The organism is Aeromonas enteropelogenes (genome assembly GCF_020097295.1).
Lineage (GTDB): Bacteria > Pseudomonadota > Gammaproteobacteria > Enterobacterales > Aeromonadaceae > Aeromonas > Aeromonas enteropelogenes.
Map to the genome: position 1 here is coordinate 1,043,146 of NZ_CP083625.1, position 18,136 is coordinate 1,061,281.

Sequence of the window (18,136 nt, forward strand, 5' to 3'; positions counted from 1 at the left end):
GCGGGGCTCGTGATCCGCATCAGAGCAGCAGCTCGCCCAGCTCATCCAGGGTCGCCAGCTCCACATCCGGCAATAGCTTCAACTGCCGCCAGGGCTGCTGCCGCTCGTTGAGCCAGGCGGCGCGAAAACCGTGCAGGCGCGCCCCCAGCACATCGGTCTCAGGGTGATCCCCGACGTGCAGTATCTGCTCGGGAGCAAGGCCGAGGTTCTCCTGTACCTGCCTGAACATGTCCGGCGCCGGCTTCATCCTCGCGCCCTCCCCGGCCTTGCAGACCAGACTGAAGTAATCGGCCAGCCCGGCCTGCGCCAGGTCCAGATTGCCATTGGTGATGACCGCCAACGGATAACGCTCCGCCAGACGGGCCAGCAGGGCATGGGTCGATGCGCTCACCTCGATCCGCGAGCGCTCGGCCAGAAAAGCGGCGAACACCGACTCAGCTTCCTGCGCGGCCTTGGTCTCGGCCATGCCTCCCGCCATCAGCGCGGCCTGGATGCCGTGCCGGCGCGCCAGGCTGACGTCGTGACGCAGCGCCGGTTGTTCCAGCAGCAGGTTGCGCTTGAGCTCCAGCCAGCGCGGCTTGTCCAGCATGGCGGTGGCCAGGTATTCAGTGCGCAAGTGAGCCAGCATCCACTGTTCGGCCCGCTCGATGGCGGGACCGTTGTCATAGAGGGTATCGTCGAGATCGAACGAGATGGCAGCAACCGGCTGCCAGCGGCGATAAAAATGCATGCACACTCCTCAATCAGGGCCGGTGTGGACTCACGCCCTACCGGCTGGCCAGACGGCAAGAGGCGCCCGGCAACACGTCATTCATCATCCCCTGACCCGGATCCACGTTTGGCCCTGGGATGGGCACTGTCATAGACCTTGGCCAGATGCTGGAAGTCGAGGTGGGTATAGATCTGGGTGGTGGAGAGATCGGCGTGCCCCAGCAGCTCCTGCACCGCCCGCAGATCGCCGGATGACTCCAGCATGTGGGTGGCGAAGCTGTGACGCAGCTTGTGGGGATGGACATGGGCATTGAGCGCCTGCTTGTTGCCCCAGCCATCGAGCCGCTCCTGCACCGAGCGGGCGGAGAGCCGCTGCTTGCGCCTGGAGACGAACAGCGCCTCGGCCTCGTCGCCAGCCAGCAGGGGACGCATCTTGAGCCATTTGTGCAGCCACTCCACCGCCATCCGTCCCATGGGCAGCACCCGTTCCCGCGATCCCTTGCCGGTCACCCTGAGCTGGCGCTCGTCAAGCTTCACATCCGCCAGATTGAGCCCCACCAGCTCGGCAAGGCGCAGGCCGGAGGAGTACATCAGCTCCATGATGGCGCGATCCCTCACCGCCAGTGGATCCTGCTCGTCAGTGATGTTGAGCAGCTGATACATCTCGTCCACGTCCAGGTTCTTGGGCAGCGGCCTTCCCTGCTTGGGGGTCACTATGCCGCGAGCCGGGTTGGCGACGAGTCGTCCCTGGCGCACCTGCCAGTCGCAGAAGCTGCGCAGGGCGGAGACCTTGGTGGCAAGCGATCGGGGCGCAAGACCGGCCTTGTGCATCCGGGTCACCAGGCTGCGCACCTGGCTAGCCTCAAGCCGACACCAGTCATCAAGCCCCAGTTTCACCAACTCGGCCGTCATGGCCTCCAGATGGGCCTGATAGTTGCTTCGGGTGTGAGGGCTGAGCTGGCGCTCGACCCTCAGGTATTCAATAAAGGCCGCCAGCTCCTCCGCCAGCGCGGGAGGCAGTGGCTCGCTGGCGGAAACAGGCCCCTTAGCCATGCGCCAGCTCGGGCAGCCGCAGCTGCAACAGGCGGCCCAGCTGGCCCAGCAGCAGGGTATCGTTATGGGGAGTGAAGTGGCTGGGATCCGAGCTGGCGAAGGCCAGCACGCCGAGATCGCCGATCCGCATCAGGGCCACCGAGTTGACCAGCACGTCGTGGCCAAACAGCGTCTGTTTCTCGCTCTGGCTCAGACGGCCGAAGTAATAATCCTGCCCCGGCAGGCGCTGACCCAGCAGTTGCTCCAGCTGTTTGCCCTCGGCCAGAAAACGTGCCTCCGGGCCGCTCAGGAGGAACTTCTTGGGATTGAGCCAGAGGCGCAACCCGGTCAGGCGCAGGCGCTGCACGAATGTCTTGCCCATCACGGCGCTCATTTCAAACAGGGTCTGACAACCATAGAGGTCGCCATACAGATCGGCATAAATCCGGAAGATCCGCTCATTTTCGCTGGCGATCCCCATCAGTTCGGTGATCTCCTGCTCCAATTGCTCGATCCGCTCGCGCTGCCTGTCAAGCTGGCGCTCCACCAGCGAAACCGAGCCCTTGCGCTCGTGGGGAATGCGGATCCGGTCCAACACGGTAGCGTGACGTTGGAAAAACTCGGGGTAACGGGCCAGGTACTCCAGCACACAGGCTTCGTCCACCAGTGGCTCCTGCCGTTTGAGTTCACTCATAAATTGTTCGATCCATTGCAAAACAGGGCCTCTGGCCCCGATATCATGGGCAAAGGGGGACATAGCCCCCACATCCCAACCGCATCTGCCAGAAACTGGCAACTGCCTACACCTCTATCTGACCGTCAAACACATGCTCGGCCGGCCCCGTCATATAGACAGGCTGACCCGGCCCCTTCCAGGCGATGGTCAGCTTGCCCCCCGGCAGGGTAACGGTGACCCTCTCCTTGAGCTTGCCCTGGCTCATGCCAATCACCGCCGCCGCACAGGCGCCGGTGCCGCAGGCGAGGGTCTCCCCCACGCCACGCTCGAATACCCGAAGCTTGATCTCGGTGGCGTCGACCATCTCCATGAAGCCGACGTTGACCCGCTCGGGGAAACGCTCGTGCCGCTCCATAATGGCTCCCAGGGTCGTCACCGGCGCATCGGCCACCGAGGGCACCTCGATGACGCAGTGGGGGTTGCCCATGGAGACGGCGCCGCACATCACTGTGTGTTCCTGTGCCCGCAGCAGATAAGTCTTCTCCGCCTTTTGGGCGCGAAACGGGATCTTGCCCGGCTCGAACTGGGGTACCCCCATGTTGACCGTGACCTGGTTCTCCCCCTCCAGTTGCAGCACAATGCGGCCACGGGCCGTGCTCACCGCGATGCGATCCCGGTTGATCAACCCCTTGAGACGCACGAAACGGGCAAAACAGCGGGCACCGTTGCCACACTGCTCCACCTCGCTGCCATCGGCATTGAAGATGCGATAGTGAAAGTCGAGTTCAGGGTCATAGGGCGGCTCCACCAGCAGCAGCTGGTCAAATCCGATCCCGAAGTGGCGATCCGCCAGCTTCTTGATGACGTCATTGCTGAAAAACACCTTCTGGGTGACGCCGTCCACCACCATGAAGTCGTTACCCAAGCCATGCATCTTGGAAAAATCTATCAACATCGTGCATTCCTGTGCCGTTAGGGCGTAAATGCTCACCGAACCCAAGCTCGACAAACACAGTGAAGTCGTTATCCAAAGCCCCGGCATCCCGAAGAGCGCGCTCAGGATCGCGCTCTTCTATTCAGGGCACGGCGTCAGGGCACCAGGTGCTCACCACGCCAGAGATCGGCCAACTGTTCACGCTCCCTGATGAGGAACGATTGGGTGCCATCCACCAGCACCTCAGCCGCACGGGGACGGGTGTTGTAGTTGGATGACATGGTAAAGCCATAGGCACCGGCCGAACGCACAGCCAGCAGGGAACCCTCGGCGATCGCCAGGGTGCGCTCCTTGCCGAGAAAATCGCCGGTCTCGCACACCGGGCCCACCACGTCGTACAGCGCGGGGGCATGGCCGGCGCGGCTGTCCACTTCGATGATGTTCATCCAGGCGCCGTAGAGGGACGGACGCAGCATGTCATTCATGCCTGCATCGATCAGGGCGAAATTGCGGGTCTCACCCGGCTTGAGGTACTCGACCCGGGTCAGCAGCACGCCGGCATTGGCGACGATGGCACGGCCCGGCTCGAACAGCAGGGTCAGGTCACGACCGGCCAGCTTCTGCTTGAGCGCCTCGGCATACTCGGTGGGATGAGGTGGCTGCTCGGCGCCATAGTTGACCCCAAGGCCGCCCCCCACGTCCAGGTGATGGATGCGGATGCCGTCTGCCGCCAGCCCGTCGATCAGCCGCAGCAGCTTGTCCGCGGCCTCCATAAAGGGATTGAGCTCGGTGAGCTGGGAGCCGATATGGCAATCCACCCCGACGATCTCGATGTTGGCCATGGCCGCCGCCTTGCGATAGATGGCGGGAGCCTGCTCGATGGGAATGCCGAACTTGTTCTGCTTGAGGCCGGTGGAGATATAGGGATGAGTGCCGGCATCGATATCCGGATTGACCCGCACCGACACCCGGGCCTTCTTGCCCATGCTGCCCGCCACCCGGTTCAGACGCTCCAGCTCGGCTTCCGATTCCAGATTGAAACAGAGGATCTCTTTATCCAGCGCGAGGCGCATCTCGGCTTCGCTCTTGGCCACCCCGGAGAAGACCACCTTGGCCGGATCGCCCCCCGCCGCCAGCACCCGCGACAACTCGCCGCCGGAGACGATGTCAAACCCTGAGCCCAGGCGGGCCAGCAGGTTGAGCAGCGCCAGGTTGGAGTTGGCCTTGACCGCATAGCAGATCAGGTGGGGAATATCGCCGGCCGCCTTGTCGAAGGCATGCCAGTGACGCTCGAGGGTCGCGCGGGAGTATACGTAAAGCGGAGTGCCGTACTGCTCGGCAAGGTGTTGCAGCGAGGTTTGTTCGGCCTGAAGCTGGCCGTCGGCGTCGTAGTTAAAGTGATCCAAGGGGCGGTTCCTTCCTGAATTTAGTGCGGTGCGGCCTCGGTGGCAGCCTCTGAGGTCGCAGGCGGTGCCGTTTGCGGTGTACTCTGGCTCTGGGGCTGCTCGGGGGGCGGCATGTAGAGCGGCCCTTTCAGACCGCAGGCGGCCAACCCGAGAGAGAGAAGAGTGGCAAACAGACACTTGGTGAACTGGGTAATCATAATGGTTCGCTGCGAAAAAATTTTTGGCCCTCTATAATCGCACTCACATTGTTAAAAGCAACAGGATAAACCGATGAAGGATCACGAGTATCACGCCCTGACCGACGCCTTTTTTCAGTATGTGGAAGACACACTCGACGAGGGGTATCCGGATATCGACTGCGAACGCAACGGGGGCGTCTTGACCCTGTCGTTCGAGAACAAGACCAAGGTCATCATCAACAAGCAGGAGCCGCTGCACCAGATCTGGGTGGCCACCCGCGAGAACGGCTTCCACTTCGAGCTGCAGGGTGAAACCTGGATCGACAACCGCTTCGGTCACGAGCTCAAGGCCCTGCTGAGCCAGGCCTGCAGCGCCCAGGCGGGCGAACCCGTCCAGTTCCCATGATGGCGCAACCTGCCATGATCGATCTCCACCCCGAGGGGGCTCGTCATGCGGTGATCTGGCTGCACGGCCTGGGGGATTCCGGCGCCGGGCTCGCCCCGCTGGTGGATGCCCTGGATCTGCCCACCGATCTGCCGGTGCGTCACCTGCTGCCCGATGCGCCCGAACGCCCCATCACCATCAATATGGGGTACAAGATGCGCGGCTGGTATGACATCAGGAGCTTCGAAAATCCGGCCGAGCGGGCCGTGGAGTCCCATGTGCGCGAATCCGCAGCCCAGATCGCCAGCCTGCTGGACCAGCTGGTGGCCGAGGGGTTTGCTCCCGAGCGGATCGTGCTGGCCGGCTTCTCCCAGGGCGGGGTGATCGCCTCCTTCACCGCCTTGCGCTATCCGGCGACGCTGGCGGGCCTGCTCTGCATGTCCACCTATCTGGCGGTGCCCGATGCACTGGCCGGCGAGATGAGCGAGGCTGCCCGCACCCTGCCGATTTGCTACATGCACGGCATCTATGACGATGTGGTGAGCCTGTCGCTGGGTTGGGATGCCAAGAACCGGCTGGAAGCGGCGGGGCTCTCCCCCGAGTGGCACGAGTACCCCATGCGCCACGAGATCTGCCGACCGCAGCTCGATGATATCCGGCACTGGTTGCTAGCCCGTCTCGGTGCCTGACGTCAGTTCACTCCCGATAAAAACGGCCTGCATCAGCAGGCCGTTTTTATTGGTGTCGTGCGATGAGGAACTCACCCGCATCAACCCACATCCCGGGTCGGCGGGGTCTGTTCCCGTCCCGTTCCCTGGCTGCGATAGGGGATCACAGCAAGCTCGCCACCCTGCTGTACTATCTCGTAATACTGGGGCAGGTTGAAATTGATGAACTGGCCATCGTCGCTGAAGCGCTCGTGGCTGGAGGTATAGAAACGGTTGACCCCGGTCACCAGCTCATCCTTGTTGCCGGCAAAGTGCTGGTACACCTCCACCCGGTTCGCCTCGTCCAGGATGTAGATGTTGGTGCCCGCATCCCGGGTATCGAAGAAAAATTGCACCAACCCCTCGCTGGCATAGGCATCGACGATGCTTGGCAGATGCTGGCTGTGGGTCTTGTCGAGCCGTAGCGGCAGGTGATCCAGCTTGTTGTGGGAGATGTGGCGGTAGAAGTCGATGGCGTTCTCCAGCTTCTTGACCGACACCCCGCGCCGCTCGAAGAAGATGCCGTACTTCTCCTTACCCAGCGCCATGGTCTTGACCAGTTGCTGCTTGTCGCGGGCGAGTCGTAGCTCGATGCACTCCGCCACCAGACTCTGGAAGCGGGAGCGAACAAGGGAGCGGAAATGCTGGCTGTAGCAGAACACCTCGATCATCTCGGGGGCGGCGGCATCCTGATGCATCTTGCCGAGGATAGTGGTGAGTGCGTCCACCACAGCCTCGTCGCCCTGGAAATGCAGGGTACGGATCTCGCTCCAGGAGTTGCGATAGACCAGATCCACCGAGCCCACCAGACACTCCTGATTGCGGCCAAAGGAGAAGACATCCACCGTATTGGCGTCGAACTCGATCACCTGTCCCACCCAGTGACTGGAGGGATCCACTTCCAGGTTCAGGAAAATGGATAACTGGCGGATCTCGCAGGGGCGACTGAGGGCCAGGTTGGTGGCGAGCGGATACTTCTCGGGGAAGCAGCCGGAGAGATCGCGACAGAACTGGTGCAGGTTGTCGATGTGCAGATCCGAACCCTGATTGAACAGGTGCACCCGGGATTGCGGCGTCAGCAGATCGTTGAAATAGGCCCAGGCCACCAGCTTGCTGATGTAGCTGTTGAACTCAAGCGGCGCCCGCCCGATGATGTCCACCGGCTCCAGCGAATGCTTGTAGAGGTACCAACCGGCGCGATTGAGGCGGCCATGGGGCACCTGTACGAAGCTGAGATCCTGCTCGCTGAGATCCGGCGCTATCTTGAGGTTCACCCGCTGCACCTTGCCCGGCAGGCTCTCGAACGCGGCATAGAGCTTGCGCGACAGGATGCCGATATCTTCCGGGTTGATCGACTCGCTGATGTTGTTGCGCCGGGCGAACTGGATCAGGTTGCGATAGCTCAGCATCAGGGCTTCCAGCAACTCGGCGTGGGCTATCTTGACCTCTTCAACCTTCCACTCATGACGATGGTCCAGCTGATACAGCTTCTCGTGACTCCATCCCCAGTAGGCCACCAGCTGACTCATCTGTTCACGACGCCAGTCCGGCGAATGCTCCTCTTTGGGATGGCTGAGGCCGTCACACACCTTGAGGTAGAAGCAGCGGCGCACCAGATCGAGCCGGGCCATGTCGCCGATGGACTTGAGGTAGTTGGTCACCTTGTCCAGCATCAGGCAGTAGTTGTCGAGCCGGTAGTGCATCCCCTCGTTGTGCTGGAACCAATCGCGACCGATCATCGACAGCAGTCGGGTATTGGGGTACTCGTGGGAGTAGGCCTCCATCAGCACCGACTTGAGCACTGCCTTGTAGGGGGAATCGATCCCCTTGTAGAGCTGCCACAGGGCCGAGCCGAAGTACTCCTCGGCCGGAATCCGGTTGAAACTGCCCAAATCGAGCCAGTCATCCTGATTGAGCTGACCGCTTTCAAACAGACCGTTGACGTACTCATCGTAGTGATCGTCGTATTCGGCAGGCACCAGATACCAGAGCAACCGCTTGCCCGCGATCATCATGGCACTGCGATAAAACTCGTCGAGCAGCAGCAGGTGCTGGGCACTACCGCAACTCTCCCCCTGCACCTGGGCATCGTTGCGCTGGCGGAACTTGTCTTCGGGGATCAGGAAGAAGTTGAGATCGACCCCCCGCTGCTCCGCCCATTTCGACAGGTGCTGACACTTGAGCTCCAGCAAAGCGAGTCGCTCACTCGACAGACCGGCCACATGACAGACCCAGATATCGAGGTCCGAGTGACAGCACTGGCCGATGGACGAGGTGCTGCCCATGGAGTAGAGCCCCTGGATCGACTTGTCATGGGTGGCGAGGCCATTCTGGCAGTTGGCGTTTTGGCAGAGATCCTGGATGAAGGCCTGCTGGGCCTCGTTAGCAGTAAAACTCCAGATGCCATGAGGCACATCACCCGCCACATAACTGGGCAGCAGGGGGTGATTGAAGTGCAGCATGACGGGTAACAGCTGGAAGACCTGCTGTCCGTAGCGACTCATGAGACCTAACGCCCGTTGCGTCTTGAGACGATTGAGTTCGTCATAACGCGCCACCAGCGTATCGAGTTTTGCCAGCAATGACCTGCCTATATCGAGATGGGAAATGACGCACCAAAATGGGGAGACGTCAAAAAAGTGTGATCATGTTAACAATGCAAACAGCAGTGGTAAACAAGCCCGCATGTAATCCCGGGATTATTTATTAGATGTCGCTAAACAGTATCAGGAGAAAACAATAAATTAATTAATATTCAAATATTTAGAATGCACAACCAACTTAATGAAAATCATTTTCAGCGGTCCTTTTTGAGCTTGCCCCCGCTTTTGGCGGCTCCGCCATGAAAGCCCGGGCAAAGGGTGGTAATATCGATTTCCTTCATAAAGATAAAACAACTGATTGATATGGCAGCCCGAACCCTGAAAATTGCCACTCGCAAGAGCCCATTGGCCCTGTGGCAGGCCAACTTCGTCAAAGACCGGCTGGAAGCCCTCTATCCCGAGCTAAGGGTCGAGCTGGTTCCCATGAGCACCCAGGGCGACAAGATCCTGGATACCCCGCTCGCCAAAGTCGGCGGCAAAGGGTTGTTCGTCAAGGAGCTGGAGACTGCCATGCTGGAAGGACGCGCCGACATCGCCGTCCACTCCATGAAAGACGTGCCGGTGGAGTTCCCGGCGGGGCTCGGCCTGCACACCATCTGCGAGCGGGAAGATCCCCGCGATGCGTTTGTCTCCAACCGTTTTCAGGCCATCGACGAGCTGCCGCAGGGTGCTGTGGTCGGTACCTCCAGCCTGCGCCGCCAGTGCCAGTTGCGCGCCGCCCGCCCGGATCTGGTGATCCGCGACCTGCGCGGCAACGTCAACACCCGCCTCGCCAAGCTGGATGCCGGCGAATACGACGCCATCATCCTGGCCGCCGCAGGCTTGAAACGGCTTGAGATGGATCACCGTATCACCGCCTTCATCGAACCGGAGCAGAGCCTGCCAGCCAATGGCCAGGGCGCGGTCGGCATCGAGTGCCGCCTCGACGATCACGAATTGCACGCCCTGCTGGCACCGCTTGAGCACAGTGAGACCCGCGCCCGGGTGCTGACCGAGCGTGCCATGAACCGCGCCCTGCAAGGGGGCTGTCAGGTGCCTATCGGTGCCTATGCGCTGGTGGAAGGAGAGCAAATTTGGCTGCGGGGCCTGGTGGGTAGCCCGGATGGTACCCAGGTGATCCGCGACGAGATCCGTGGCGCCGTGAGCGACGGGGAAGCCCTGGGTGAACAGTTGGCCCAGCGCCTGCTGGCTGCCGGTGCCGACGTCATCCTGGCCGAGGTCTACCGTACATGATCCCGCTGGTGGTGCGCCCGGCCGCCCAGGCCACCGAGCTGGAGCAGTTGCTGCGCCAGCACGGTCACGCACCGCTCTGCTGCCCGCTGCTGGAAACCGTGGCGGGCAGCGACCTCCCTCGCCTGCCCGAACTGCTGGCACAGGCAGACATCGTTATCGCCGTCAGCATTCATGCCGTTCATTTTGCTCACGATTTTTTGTTGCAAACTGGTCTGACCTGGCCACATATTGAGTACTTTGCGGTCGGCCAGGCCAGTGCGGATGCGTTCACCGAGGCGGGCATCAGCGCAAGTTGCCCGCACGATCCCCGCAGCGAGGGGCTGCTGGCCCTCCCTGCCCTGCAGCAGGTGAGCGGCAAGCGGGTGCTGATCCTGCGTGGCAATGGCGGGCGGGATCTCATCGCCAGCACGCTGGCCTCACGCGGTGCTCTGGTGCACTATTGTGCAACCTATGAACGGCATTACCCCGACTTTGACGGAGAGACATTGACGCGCCACTGGCAGGCAGCCGGGCTGGACAGCCTGCTCATCACCAGTGGCGAATTGTTGCAACGGCTGCTGGCGCTGGTTCCCGAGCGTCAGCACCCTTGGCTTTTTGACCGCCATCTGGTGGTCCCCAGCCCCCGCGTGGCCGAGATGGCCAGTGCTGCGGGCTTCATCCATATCACGATTGCCCAAGGTGCATCCAACCAGGCCCTGATGGCCGCACTGGAACTGAGGAAGATGGAATGACAGAACAACAAGAATCCCAGGTGACCCCACAGCCGGCCGCTGCGGCCAATGGCAGCAAGAACCGCTCCGGTGCCGTGCTGGGTAGTGTTGCCATCCTGCTGGCGCTTGGCCTGACCGGCGGCCTCTATCTGCACGGCCACAAGAATGCGGTCGCCCAGCAGGCCGAGCTGGCCCAGCTCAAACAGCAGCTGGCCAGTGCCATCAGCAAGATTGACCAGAGCAGCAACAAGGATGCCGAACAGCTGACCGCCCTTGAACAGACCCAGCAGCGCTTGCAGGGCGAAATGCAAGGGCTGCAGAACCGGGTGCTGGATCTCAACGACAAGCGCCCCAACGACTGGATGCTGGCCGAATCGGAATACCTGGTGCGCATGGCCGGCCGCAAGCTGTGGCTGGAACATGACCTCGTCTCCGCCATCACCCTGCTGGGCAACGCCGACGAGCGCATCGCTGCCCTCAACGATCCCAGCCTGATGCCGATCCGCAAGGCGCTGGCCGAAGACATCGCCAAGCTCAAGGGGATGCCGCGCATCGACCGCGAGGGGCTGACTCTCAAGCTGGCCGCTCTCTCCGATCAGATCGAGCTGCTGCCCCTCTCCACCGTCAGCATGCCGGAAGCGAAAGCCGAGCCCGACCAGGCGGTCAGCACCAATCCGGACGAGTGGGAAAGCAACCTGAAAAAGAACTGGGTCAAGTTCACCGAGAATTTCATCACCATCCGCCGTCGTGACGGTGCCGTGGAGGCCCTGCTCTCCCCGCAACAGGAGATCTTCCTGCGGGAAAACCTCAAGACCAAGCTGCTGCAGGCCCAGCTCGCCGTTTACCGCGAGCAGCAGGCACTCTATGAAGACAGCCTGGACAAGGCCCAGCGCTGGCTGAACCAGTATTTCGACACCGAAAACAGCGCCACCCATTACATGCTGGGCGAGATCGACAAGCTCAAGGGTGAGCAGATCCAGTTCGACTATCCGGATCAGTTCAAGACCCAGGCCATGCTGGAACAGGTGCTGACCGAGCGTCTGCAACGCATTCTGGCCGGCAACTGAGGAGGGCACCATGATCCGTATAATCATTCTGGTTGCCGTGATGGTCGCAGGGCTGATGTTTGGCCCGGAAGCCTCGGGTAACAAGGGCTACGTGCTGATTGCCCTTGGCAACTACACCATCGAATCCTCCGTCACCAGCGCGGTGATCCTGGCGATCCTCTTCTACGGCGCCCTGCTGCTGGTGGAGTGGATCCTGGGCCGGGTGTTCGGTCTGCGCCGCAAGACGCTGGGCTGGTATGGCTCCCGTCGCCGTCGCAAGGCCAACCAGCAAACGATAGCCGCCACCCTGGCGATGGCCGAGGGCCAATACAGCCAGGCCGAGAAGCTGCTCATCAAGGGCGCCAGCAACAGCGACACCCCGCTGCTCAACTACCTGAGCGCCGCCAAGGCGGCCCAGGCCAGGGGTGACGATGCCCGCCGCGACCAGTATCTGCAAAAGGCTCAGGAGGAGAACCCCAAGGCCGAGCTGGCACTGACTCTGACCCAGACCCAGCTGCAGATCGAACAGGGCCAGTACGACACCGCGCTGGCGACCCTGGAGTCCGTCTATGCCCTCAACCCGCGCCACCCCATGGTGCTGGATCAGCTGCGTCAGGTACACCAGGCGCGCCAGGACTGGAGCGCTCTATGCGATCTGATCCCGGTACTGCACAAGGTCGGCAAACTGACGCCCAAGCAGGAAGAAGATCTGCTGCAACAGGCCTGGAGTGGCCGCCTGCAGCAAGCCGCCGAGTCCCTCGATACCCTGAAGGCGACCTGGCAGGAGCTGCCCCGCAAACTGCGCCTGGAGCCCGAGCTGCTGGTGCGCTACGGCGACATGCTGTGCCAGCTGGGTGCCGATGGCGAGGCAGCCACCCTGTGGCAGGAGGCACTGCGTAAACAGGCCATGCCGCAGCTGCTGGTTCGACTGCCCAGGCTCAAGCTCGACAACTACCAGCCGCTGCTGGCGCAACTGCAGAAAATGCAGGGCCAGCCCGAGGTCGACACCGCGCTGGCCCAGCTCTACCTGCTGTCCGGCCAGCTGGACGAGGCCCAGAAGCTGCTGGAACAGGAGGTGGCCCGGGCTCCGAGCGCTGCCGCCTACCATGCCCTGGGTCAGCTGATGGACAAGCGTCGCCTCACCAACAAGGCCAACGAGTACTACCGTCAAGCCCTGGCACTGGCCGGGATCTGATCAGCAAAGAGCAACGCAAGAGGCCGCATGATGCGGCCTCTTTTTTATCTGCGACTCTGTTCAGAACTCAGCTCGTCAGCCGCTCCAGCTCGCCGATCAGCCAGATGGCCTCGGCCCTGTGGCTGCCGCACACATCCGCCATCGGGCGAAATCCACCGCACACGGCAGGGCGCTCCGGCGACTCGAAGATCTTGCAACCCAGTTGCTCGTCGAGCTGTACGCAAGGCACTCCGGCCGGCTTGCCGTCAGGCATGCCCGGAATCGCGCTGCTGATGCTGGGGGCGATGCAACAGGCAGCGCAACCGGCACGACACTCCATATCACCACCTCCCGTGGCCATTAACCCGGCACCATGCCAACTGGCCCGTGCCGTCACCATAGCCCAAGCCGATCGACAAGAGTAGCTGGCAGACATGAAAAAGCCCGACCGTTCGGCGATCGGGCTTGCAGCAAACCAGTCGGCTCAATGCATCGGCATCACAGAATGATGTCACGCACCACGCTGTCTTTACGCTCCAGATAGTGGATCGATTTGATACGACGGATGGTACGGGACTTGCCGCGGATCAGCAGGGTCTCGGTGGTCGCCATGATGCCGTCGCTGGTGATGCCTTCCAGCAGATCCCCCTTGGTGATGCCGGTGGCGGAGAAGATGACGTTGTCATTCTTCGCCATGTCTTCCAGCTTGAGCACCTTGTTCACATCGATGCCCAGGGCTTCGCAGCGGGCAATCTCCTGCTCGCCCAGCTCGCGCACGTCCGGGCTGTCGCCCTTGACCCGGTGACGGGGCACCAGGCGAGCCTGCATGTCACCATCCAGGGCACGGATCACCGCCGCGGAGATCACCCCTTCCGGTGCGCCACCGATGCCGTACAGCATGTCGACTTCGCTATCTGGCAGGCAGGTGAGGATGGAGGCGGCCACGTCGCCGTCAGGGATGGCGAACACCCGCACGCCCAGCCCCTGCATCTCCTTGATGGCCTTGTCGTGACGCGGCTTGGCCAGGGTAATGACGGTCAGGCGGGAGAGCGGCTTGCCCAGCGCCTTGGCGACCGCTTTCAGGTTCAGCTCGAGAGCCTGATCCAGATCGATCACGCCCTTGGCCTTGGGCCCGACGATCAGCTTTTCCATGTACATGTCGGGGGCCTTGAGGAAGGATCCCTTGTCACCGACCGCCAGCACCGCCAGCGCATTGGCCTGCCCCATGGCGGTCATGCGGGTGCCCTCGATGGGGTCGACCGCGATGTCCACCGCGTCACCGTGACCCGTGCCCACCTTCTCGCCGATGTAGAGCATGGGTGCTTCATCGATCTCGCCTTCGCCGATCACAATCTCACCATCGATCTCGATCTGGTTGAGAATGTGGCGCATGGCCGCAACGGCCGCCCCGTCAGCGATATTTTTGTCACCACGTCCGAGCCACTTGTAGCCAGCCAGTGCTGCCGCTTCCGTCACTCGGGAAAACTCGATTGCCAGTTCACGTCTCATCGCATATCCAACCTATGGAGCTCGAAAAACGGGCGGCATTCTACCACAAGGGCAAACCTTTGCGCATAAAAGTGGCGCCTATGCCACGAAAAGGGGGTGATTCATCCAGGTGACATCAAACTGACACCGCCTCTTCATCTCTTCGTCACCTCGCTGTCACGCCACCTCCCTAGCATGGCCCCGTCTTTAAAACAAAAGCTTGCAACACAAGGGATTAAGATGAAAAAGCTGACTGTAGTGGCCATGGCGCTGACCGCCGCGTTCCAGGCTCAAGCCGTTGAAGTGTACAAAAACGACACCACCATGGTGGATCTGTATGGCCGCATCTATGCCGGCCACTTCTTCGGGGACAAGAAGGAAGGTGTCGACGCCGCCAACCCGAACGGCACCAAGGATTACAGTGCCAAGCAGGGCGCCAACCAGTTCGTGCGCTTCGGCGCCAAGGCCGAGACCCAGATCAACACGGGTCTGAAGGCGCTGGCCCAGTACGAAGTGCAGATGTATATCAACGACAGCGAGAAGACCATCAGCGAAAACTCGGACAACCTGCGCACCCGTCTTGCCTTTGCCGGGGTGGGGGCTGACTGGGGCAGCGTCACCTTCGGTCGCCAGAAGGGGGCACCTGGCTTCCTGGCCGACTGGACTGACGTCTCCCTCTCCGATGGCTATGGCAACGATGCGCTGGGCGCCAAGACCGATACCTTCGCCACCAACCGTGCCGGCTCGGTGCTGAAATACTCAGGTCTGTTCAACGGCTTCCAGATCGATACCAGCTACAAGTTCGATGGCGGTGACACCGAAGAGACCACCAGCAAGGATAGCGATGCCGCCTATGGCGCCGCCCTGGCCTACACCTTCCCGTTCAATCTGTCGCTGGGTACCGCCTACAACGTCGGCCTGCGCGACAAGAGCGGTGAAGAGGATGCCAAGCTGTGGCTGATCTCCGCCAAGTTCGACAACAAGGCCGCCTATGCCGCCCTGAGCTATGCCGATGGCAGCGACTTCCTGGCCACCGGCACCGACCACACCGGCTGGGAAGCCGCACTGGGCTACAACTTCGAGAACGGCTTCGGTCTGATGGCCCTGTGGAACAAGCAGGAGCAGGACAAGGCCGGCACCAAGAAGGACAACGTGGACTACTACACTCTGGGCGCCCAGTACAAGTTCAACAAGAACCTGCGGGTGATCGGCGAGTATCGCATGAACAACCTGGACAGCGTGGCCAACAAGGCGACCGCCAACCAGGATGACTTCCAGCTGGCGGCCCGCTACGACTTCTGATCGAGCCTCCCGGTAAAAAGCGCGATGGCCTGCCATCGCGCTTTTTTATTGCGCGGCATTTATCTCAGCTCCCTCTCGTCCCTCTATCCGGATCCTTGCCAAAAACTCTTCTTGTTCGGCAATACCGCCAGTGACCGCAAGAGCATCATGAGGTCCCTTTTTCGCATCATTTCCGCCAAGAAAAGACTCACTAAAATCCGTCCAAACCCTGAACGGACGGCTTAAAGCAGTAAATTGTCAGGATCAAGGCAAGAAGCATTGTGAAGCGTCAATTCGCGACATATAACTTAGCGAGTTATCCCTGAATTTCGTCCGGTAGAGCAGATCATGATGATGCGTTCCCTCCTTCCCCTGTTGCTTGGCGCAGCGATGCTGCCGGCCACTATGGACAGTGCCCACGCCAACCCTTTTTCCGCCAGCGGTCACGGTAGCGGCGGCTTTCTCGAACGACGGGACATTCCCAACCTCAGCTCGGCCGCCTTCGTGGTGGCCAATCACAGAACCGGCGAGGTGATCTCCGAGCGCAATGGCAACCGGGTCATGCCCATCGCCTCCCTCACCAAGCTGATGACCGCGCTGGTGGTGCTGGATGCGAACCAACGGCTCAACGAGACGTTGACGGTCACCAATGCCGACATAGACCGCATCAAGGGCACGGGCTCACGACTGGCCATCGGCACTCGCCTCAGCCGGGCCGAAATGCTGCACATCGCCCTGATGTCGTCAGAGAACCGCGCCGCCTCGGCCCTCGCCCGCCACTATCCGGGGGGGCAGCGTGCCTTTATCGAGGCGATGAATGCCAAAGCCCGCATGCTGGGGATGTGGAACACCCGCTACGCCGACAGCACAGGCCTCAATCCGCGTAACGTCTCCACCGCCCAGGATCTCGCCAAGCTGGCCGTCGCCGCCTCCGCCTATCCACTGATCCGCCAGTATTCCACCGACGATCAGAGCTATGTACGTACCAACAAGCGCCAGCTGCACTACCTCAATTCCAACCGACTGATCCGCGAGGGGCAGTGGGAATTCACCCTCTCCAAGACCGGTTATATCCGCGAGGCGGGCCGCTGCCTGGTGCTGGGGACCAGGGTCAATCATGAACCCGTGATCATGGTGTTGCTCAATGCTGAAACCACCAACGATCGGGTTGCCGATGCCAAGCGGATCAGGACCTGGCTGGAGACCTCTGGCCGCACCACGCTGGCTTCCAACAGCAATGCCATGCTGAGCAACCAATAAGATCCCCATGACGACATCAGGAAGCGAGGCGAATGCCTCGCTTTTTTATGCCTGACGCTCGCCCCCCTGACGGGATCCGGGTCTTATCACGGGGGACACCAGCCCCCTTCAGGTTACAAAACGTAACGACTCAACAACGGGATTCACACTAGTAAAATCAACTGGTTGAAAATATGGATAGGCTCTTTTAGCGTACCGGCACAACCCTGTGATGCCGAGCAAACATGCGAATATCCAGTATCGAGTGCGGGCGGGTGCTGGCCATCCTGGCCGTGATGACCATCCATGTCTCTCCCTTCGCCCATCCGTTCAACCCCGACTTGTGGGGGAGCGCTCCCTATTCCTGGCTCAGCGCGCTCATCAATCAGCTGTGCCGCTTCGCCGTGCCTCTGTTCTTCCTCTGCGCCGGTTATTTCCTGCAACCCAAGCTGACTGGCGCCGCACCGCTGAGCGTGGCCTGGCGCTACTGCCGCCCCCTGCTGCTGCTCTGGCTGGCCTGGAGCCTCCTCTATCTGCTGCTGCCGTTCAATCCCGTGGAGGCCGTCAATCAGGGCTATCTGGCGTCCCTGCGCGGGCAGTGGCAATTCCAGCTCGGCGATCCCCTCAACGACTGGCTGGTCGGCGGCATGATCCACCTCTGGTTCCTGCCCGCCCTGGTGTTGGCCGTGGGCATTCTGGCGCTGTGCCAGTGGCTGGGCAAACCGGCGCTGGCACTCTATTTAGGCGCCCTGCTCTATCTGCTGGCGCTGCTGGGCGGTTCCTATGCCAAGCCCTTGCTGGGGGCCGAGTGGCCCATCCTGACCCGCAACGGCCCCTTCTTCTCCCTGCTGTTCGTCGCTCTGGGGGCCTGGCTGCGCGCGCGAGCCTGGCAACCCACGACCCGGATGAGCCGCCGACTGTTGGTCATGGGGCTGGGGCTCTATGCGCTGGAGGCTATCGCCCTCAATCAGCTGGCGCAGGTACCGCTCACTCGCCACGATTTTCTGCTCGGTTCCGTGCCCTGGGCTCTCGGTCTGTTTGGCCTGCTGCTGGCCAACCCGGATTGGGGACGTGGCAGCTGGCTGGAACGCCAGGCCCCCAAGGTGCTCGGGCTCTATTGCCTGCACATGATCCTGGTGGTGTGGCTGTTCGTATTCGGCCCGCAGGAGGCGTCCCTCCTGTGGGAGATCACCAAGGTGCCGCTGCTGCTCGGCGCTTCTCTGCTGGCCTATGGACTGTTATCCAGCAACGTATTCATCGCCCGCTTGCTGCATATCCGTTGACCCTCGGCATCCGGCCTCCTGCGCAGGGGCTGGATGCACCTTTCCTTTT

General features: G+C 61.5%; 18 protein-coding genes. 9 read left to right on the top strand and 9 right to left on the bottom strand.

Going from position 1 to position 18,136, the window contains the following annotated elements:
- Window positions 1-19: 19 nt before the first annotated feature.
- From LA321_RS04890 to lptM, 6 genes are all read right to left on the bottom strand, one after another.
- A complete protein-coding gene (locus LA321_RS04890; RefSeq protein ID WP_042070899.1) occupies window positions 20-730 on the bottom strand; it encodes an HAD-IA family hydrolase in 711 nt (236 codons plus the stop codon).
- A 77-nt stretch (window positions 731-807) separates the two neighbouring features.
- Window positions 808-1,764: a tyrosine recombinase XerC gene (xerC, locus tag LA321_RS04895; RefSeq protein WP_042070901.1), complete on the bottom strand. Its 957-nt coding sequence runs from the start codon at window positions 1,762-1,764 to the stop codon at window positions 808-810.
- Window positions 1,757-2,437, bottom strand: coding sequence for a DUF484 family protein (locus LA321_RS04900; RefSeq protein WP_042070902.1), 681 nt, complete (start codon window positions 2,435-2,437; stop codon window positions 1,757-1,759). Before LA321_RS04900 ends, xerC begins: the two co-directional genes overlap by 8 nt.
- A gap of 106 nt (window positions 2,438-2,543) precedes the next feature.
- Entirely contained in the window at window positions 2,544-3,374 is an 831-nt protein-coding gene (dapF, locus tag LA321_RS04905) for a diaminopimelate epimerase (protein ID WP_026457066.1), read from the bottom strand.
- 134 nt (window positions 3,375-3,508) lie between these two features.
- A complete protein-coding gene (gene lysA, locus LA321_RS04910) occupies window positions 3,509-4,759 on the bottom strand; it encodes a diaminopimelate decarboxylase (RefSeq protein WP_042070904.1) in 1,251 nt (416 codons plus the stop codon).
- Between the two features lie 20 nt (window positions 4,760-4,779).
- Window positions 4,780-4,956 carry an LPS translocon maturation chaperone LptM gene (gene lptM / locus LA321_RS04915; RefSeq protein ID WP_082043393.1) on the bottom strand — a complete coding sequence of 59 codons (177 nt, stop codon included), beginning with the start codon at window positions 4,954-4,956 and terminating at the stop codon, window positions 4,780-4,782.
- Between the two features lie 73 nt (window positions 4,957-5,029).
- Here lptM and cyaY point away from each other — a divergent pair, with 73 nt between their 5' ends.
- Together cyaY and LA321_RS04925 are read left to right on the top strand one after the other, a co-directional pair.
- On the top strand, window positions 5,030-5,344 hold the full coding sequence (gene cyaY, locus LA321_RS04920; RefSeq protein ID WP_026457068.1) for an iron donor protein CyaY: 315 nt from the start codon (window positions 5,030-5,032) through the stop codon (window positions 5,342-5,344).
- Between the two features lie 14 nt (window positions 5,345-5,358).
- Window positions 5,359-6,012 (top strand): alpha/beta hydrolase, encoded by a 654-nt coding sequence (locus LA321_RS04925; RefSeq protein ID WP_042070906.1) that lies wholly within the window; start codon window positions 5,359-5,361, stop codon window positions 6,010-6,012.
- Between the two features lie 80 nt (window positions 6,013-6,092).
- Here the strand turns inward: LA321_RS04925 and LA321_RS04930 are convergent, their stop codons facing one another.
- Entirely contained in the window at window positions 6,093-8,612 is a 2,520-nt protein-coding gene (locus tag LA321_RS04930) for a class I adenylate cyclase (protein ID WP_042070908.1), read from the bottom strand.
- Between the two features lie 324 nt (window positions 8,613-8,936).
- On the opposite strand from LA321_RS04930, the gene hemC reads away from it, so the two are divergent.
- From hemC to LA321_RS04950, 4 genes are read left to right on the top strand one after another with little or no spacing between them, the layout of a single operon-like run.
- Window positions 8,937-9,866: a hydroxymethylbilane synthase gene (gene hemC, locus LA321_RS04935; protein WP_042070910.1), complete on the top strand. Its 930-nt coding sequence runs from the start codon at window positions 8,937-8,939 to the stop codon at window positions 9,864-9,866.
- Window positions 9,863-10,597, top strand: coding sequence for a uroporphyrinogen-III synthase (locus tag LA321_RS04940; RefSeq protein WP_042070913.1), 735 nt, complete (start codon window positions 9,863-9,865; stop codon window positions 10,595-10,597). Before hemC ends, LA321_RS04940 begins: the two co-directional genes overlap by 4 nt.
- Complete coding sequence (locus LA321_RS04945; RefSeq protein ID WP_042025021.1) at window positions 10,594-11,643, top strand: uroporphyrinogen-III C-methyltransferase; 1,050 nt, start codon at window positions 10,594-10,596, stop codon at window positions 11,641-11,643. The genes LA321_RS04940 and LA321_RS04945 overlap by 4 nt, the downstream gene beginning before the upstream one ends.
- Before the next feature lie 10 nt (window positions 11,644-11,653).
- Entirely contained in the window at window positions 11,654-12,817 is a 1,164-nt protein-coding gene (locus LA321_RS04950) for a heme biosynthesis HemY N-terminal domain-containing protein (protein ID WP_042070915.1), read from the top strand.
- A 67-nt stretch (window positions 12,818-12,884) separates the two neighbouring features.
- Here LA321_RS04950 and LA321_RS04955 read toward each other — a convergent pair whose 3' ends face one another.
- Window positions 12,885-13,136: a YkgJ family cysteine cluster protein gene (locus LA321_RS04955; RefSeq protein ID WP_026457182.1), complete on the bottom strand. Its 252-nt coding sequence runs from the start codon at window positions 13,134-13,136 to the stop codon at window positions 12,885-12,887.
- Between the two features lie 158 nt (window positions 13,137-13,294).
- Complete coding sequence (gene glpX / locus LA321_RS04960; protein ID WP_026457183.1) at window positions 13,295-14,305, bottom strand: class II fructose-bisphosphatase; 1,011 nt, start codon at window positions 14,303-14,305, stop codon at window positions 13,295-13,297.
- Window positions 14,306-14,524: 219 nt separating this feature from the next.
- Here glpX and LA321_RS04965 point away from each other — a divergent pair, with 219 nt between their 5' ends.
- The 3 genes from LA321_RS04965 (at window position 14,525) to LA321_RS04975 (ending at window position 18,087) form a co-directional block, all read left to right on the top strand.
- Window positions 14,525-15,586 carry a porin gene (locus LA321_RS04965; RefSeq protein WP_042070917.1) on the top strand — a complete coding sequence of 354 codons (1,062 nt, stop codon included), beginning with the start codon at window positions 14,525-14,527 and terminating at the stop codon, window positions 15,584-15,586.
- Window positions 15,587-15,913: 327 nt separating this feature from the next.
- On the top strand, window positions 15,914-16,825 hold the full coding sequence (gene pbpG / locus LA321_RS04970) for a D-alanyl-D-alanine endopeptidase (RefSeq protein WP_042070919.1): 912 nt from the start codon (window positions 15,914-15,916) through the stop codon (window positions 16,823-16,825).
- A gap of 224 nt (window positions 16,826-17,049) precedes the next feature.
- On the top strand, window positions 17,050-18,087 hold the full coding sequence (locus tag LA321_RS04975; protein ID WP_042070920.1) for an acyltransferase family protein: 1,038 nt from the start codon (window positions 17,050-17,052) through the stop codon (window positions 18,085-18,087).
- The last annotated feature ends 49 nt before the right edge of the window (window positions 18,088-18,136 follow it).

Excerpts from the sequence above, each read along its gene's own strand:
- LA321_RS04890 (WP_042070899.1), bottom strand. The coding sequence starts at position 730 with ATGCATTTTTATCGCCGCTGGCAGCCGGTTGCTGCCATCTCGTTCGAT.
- xerC (WP_042070901.1), bottom strand. The coding sequence starts at position 1,764 with ATGGCTAAGGGGCCTGTTTCCGCCAGCGAGCCACTGCCTCCCGCGCTG.
- LA321_RS04900 (WP_042070902.1), bottom strand. The coding sequence starts at position 2,437 with ATGAGTGAACTCAAACGGCAGGAGCCACTGGTGGACGAAGCCTGTGTG.
- dapF (WP_026457066.1), bottom strand. The coding sequence starts at position 3,374 with ATGTTGATAGATTTTTCCAAGATGCATGGCTTGGGTAACGACTTCATG.
- lptM (WP_082043393.1), bottom strand. The coding sequence starts at position 4,956 with ATGATTACCCAGTTCACCAAGTGTCTGTTTGCCACTCTTCTCTCTCTC.
- cyaY (WP_026457068.1), top strand. The coding sequence starts at position 5,030 with ATGAAGGATCACGAGTATCACGCCCTGACCGACGCCTTTTTTCAGTAT.
- LA321_RS04925 (WP_042070906.1), top strand. The coding sequence starts at position 5,359 with ATGATCGATCTCCACCCCGAGGGGGCTCGTCATGCGGTGATCTGGCTG.
- hemC (WP_042070910.1), top strand. The coding sequence starts at position 8,937 with ATGGCAGCCCGAACCCTGAAAATTGCCACTCGCAAGAGCCCATTGGCC.
- LA321_RS04940 (WP_042070913.1), top strand. The coding sequence starts at position 9,863 with ATGATCCCGCTGGTGGTGCGCCCGGCCGCCCAGGCCACCGAGCTGGAG.
- LA321_RS04945 (WP_042025021.1), top strand. The coding sequence starts at position 10,594 with ATGACAGAACAACAAGAATCCCAGGTGACCCCACAGCCGGCCGCTGCG.
- LA321_RS04950 (WP_042070915.1), top strand. The coding sequence starts at position 11,654 with ATGATCCGTATAATCATTCTGGTTGCCGTGATGGTCGCAGGGCTGATG.
- LA321_RS04955 (WP_026457182.1), bottom strand. The coding sequence starts at position 13,136 with ATGGAGTGTCGTGCCGGTTGCGCTGCCTGTTGCATCGCCCCCAGCATC.
- glpX (WP_026457183.1), bottom strand. The coding sequence starts at position 14,305 with ATGAGACGTGAACTGGCAATCGAGTTTTCCCGAGTGACGGAAGCGGCA.
- LA321_RS04965 (WP_042070917.1), top strand. The coding sequence starts at position 14,525 with ATGAAAAAGCTGACTGTAGTGGCCATGGCGCTGACCGCCGCGTTCCAG.
- pbpG (WP_042070919.1), top strand. The coding sequence starts at position 15,914 with ATGATGATGCGTTCCCTCCTTCCCCTGTTGCTTGGCGCAGCGATGCTG.
- LA321_RS04975 (WP_042070920.1), top strand. The coding sequence starts at position 17,050 with ATGCGAATATCCAGTATCGAGTGCGGGCGGGTGCTGGCCATCCTGGCC.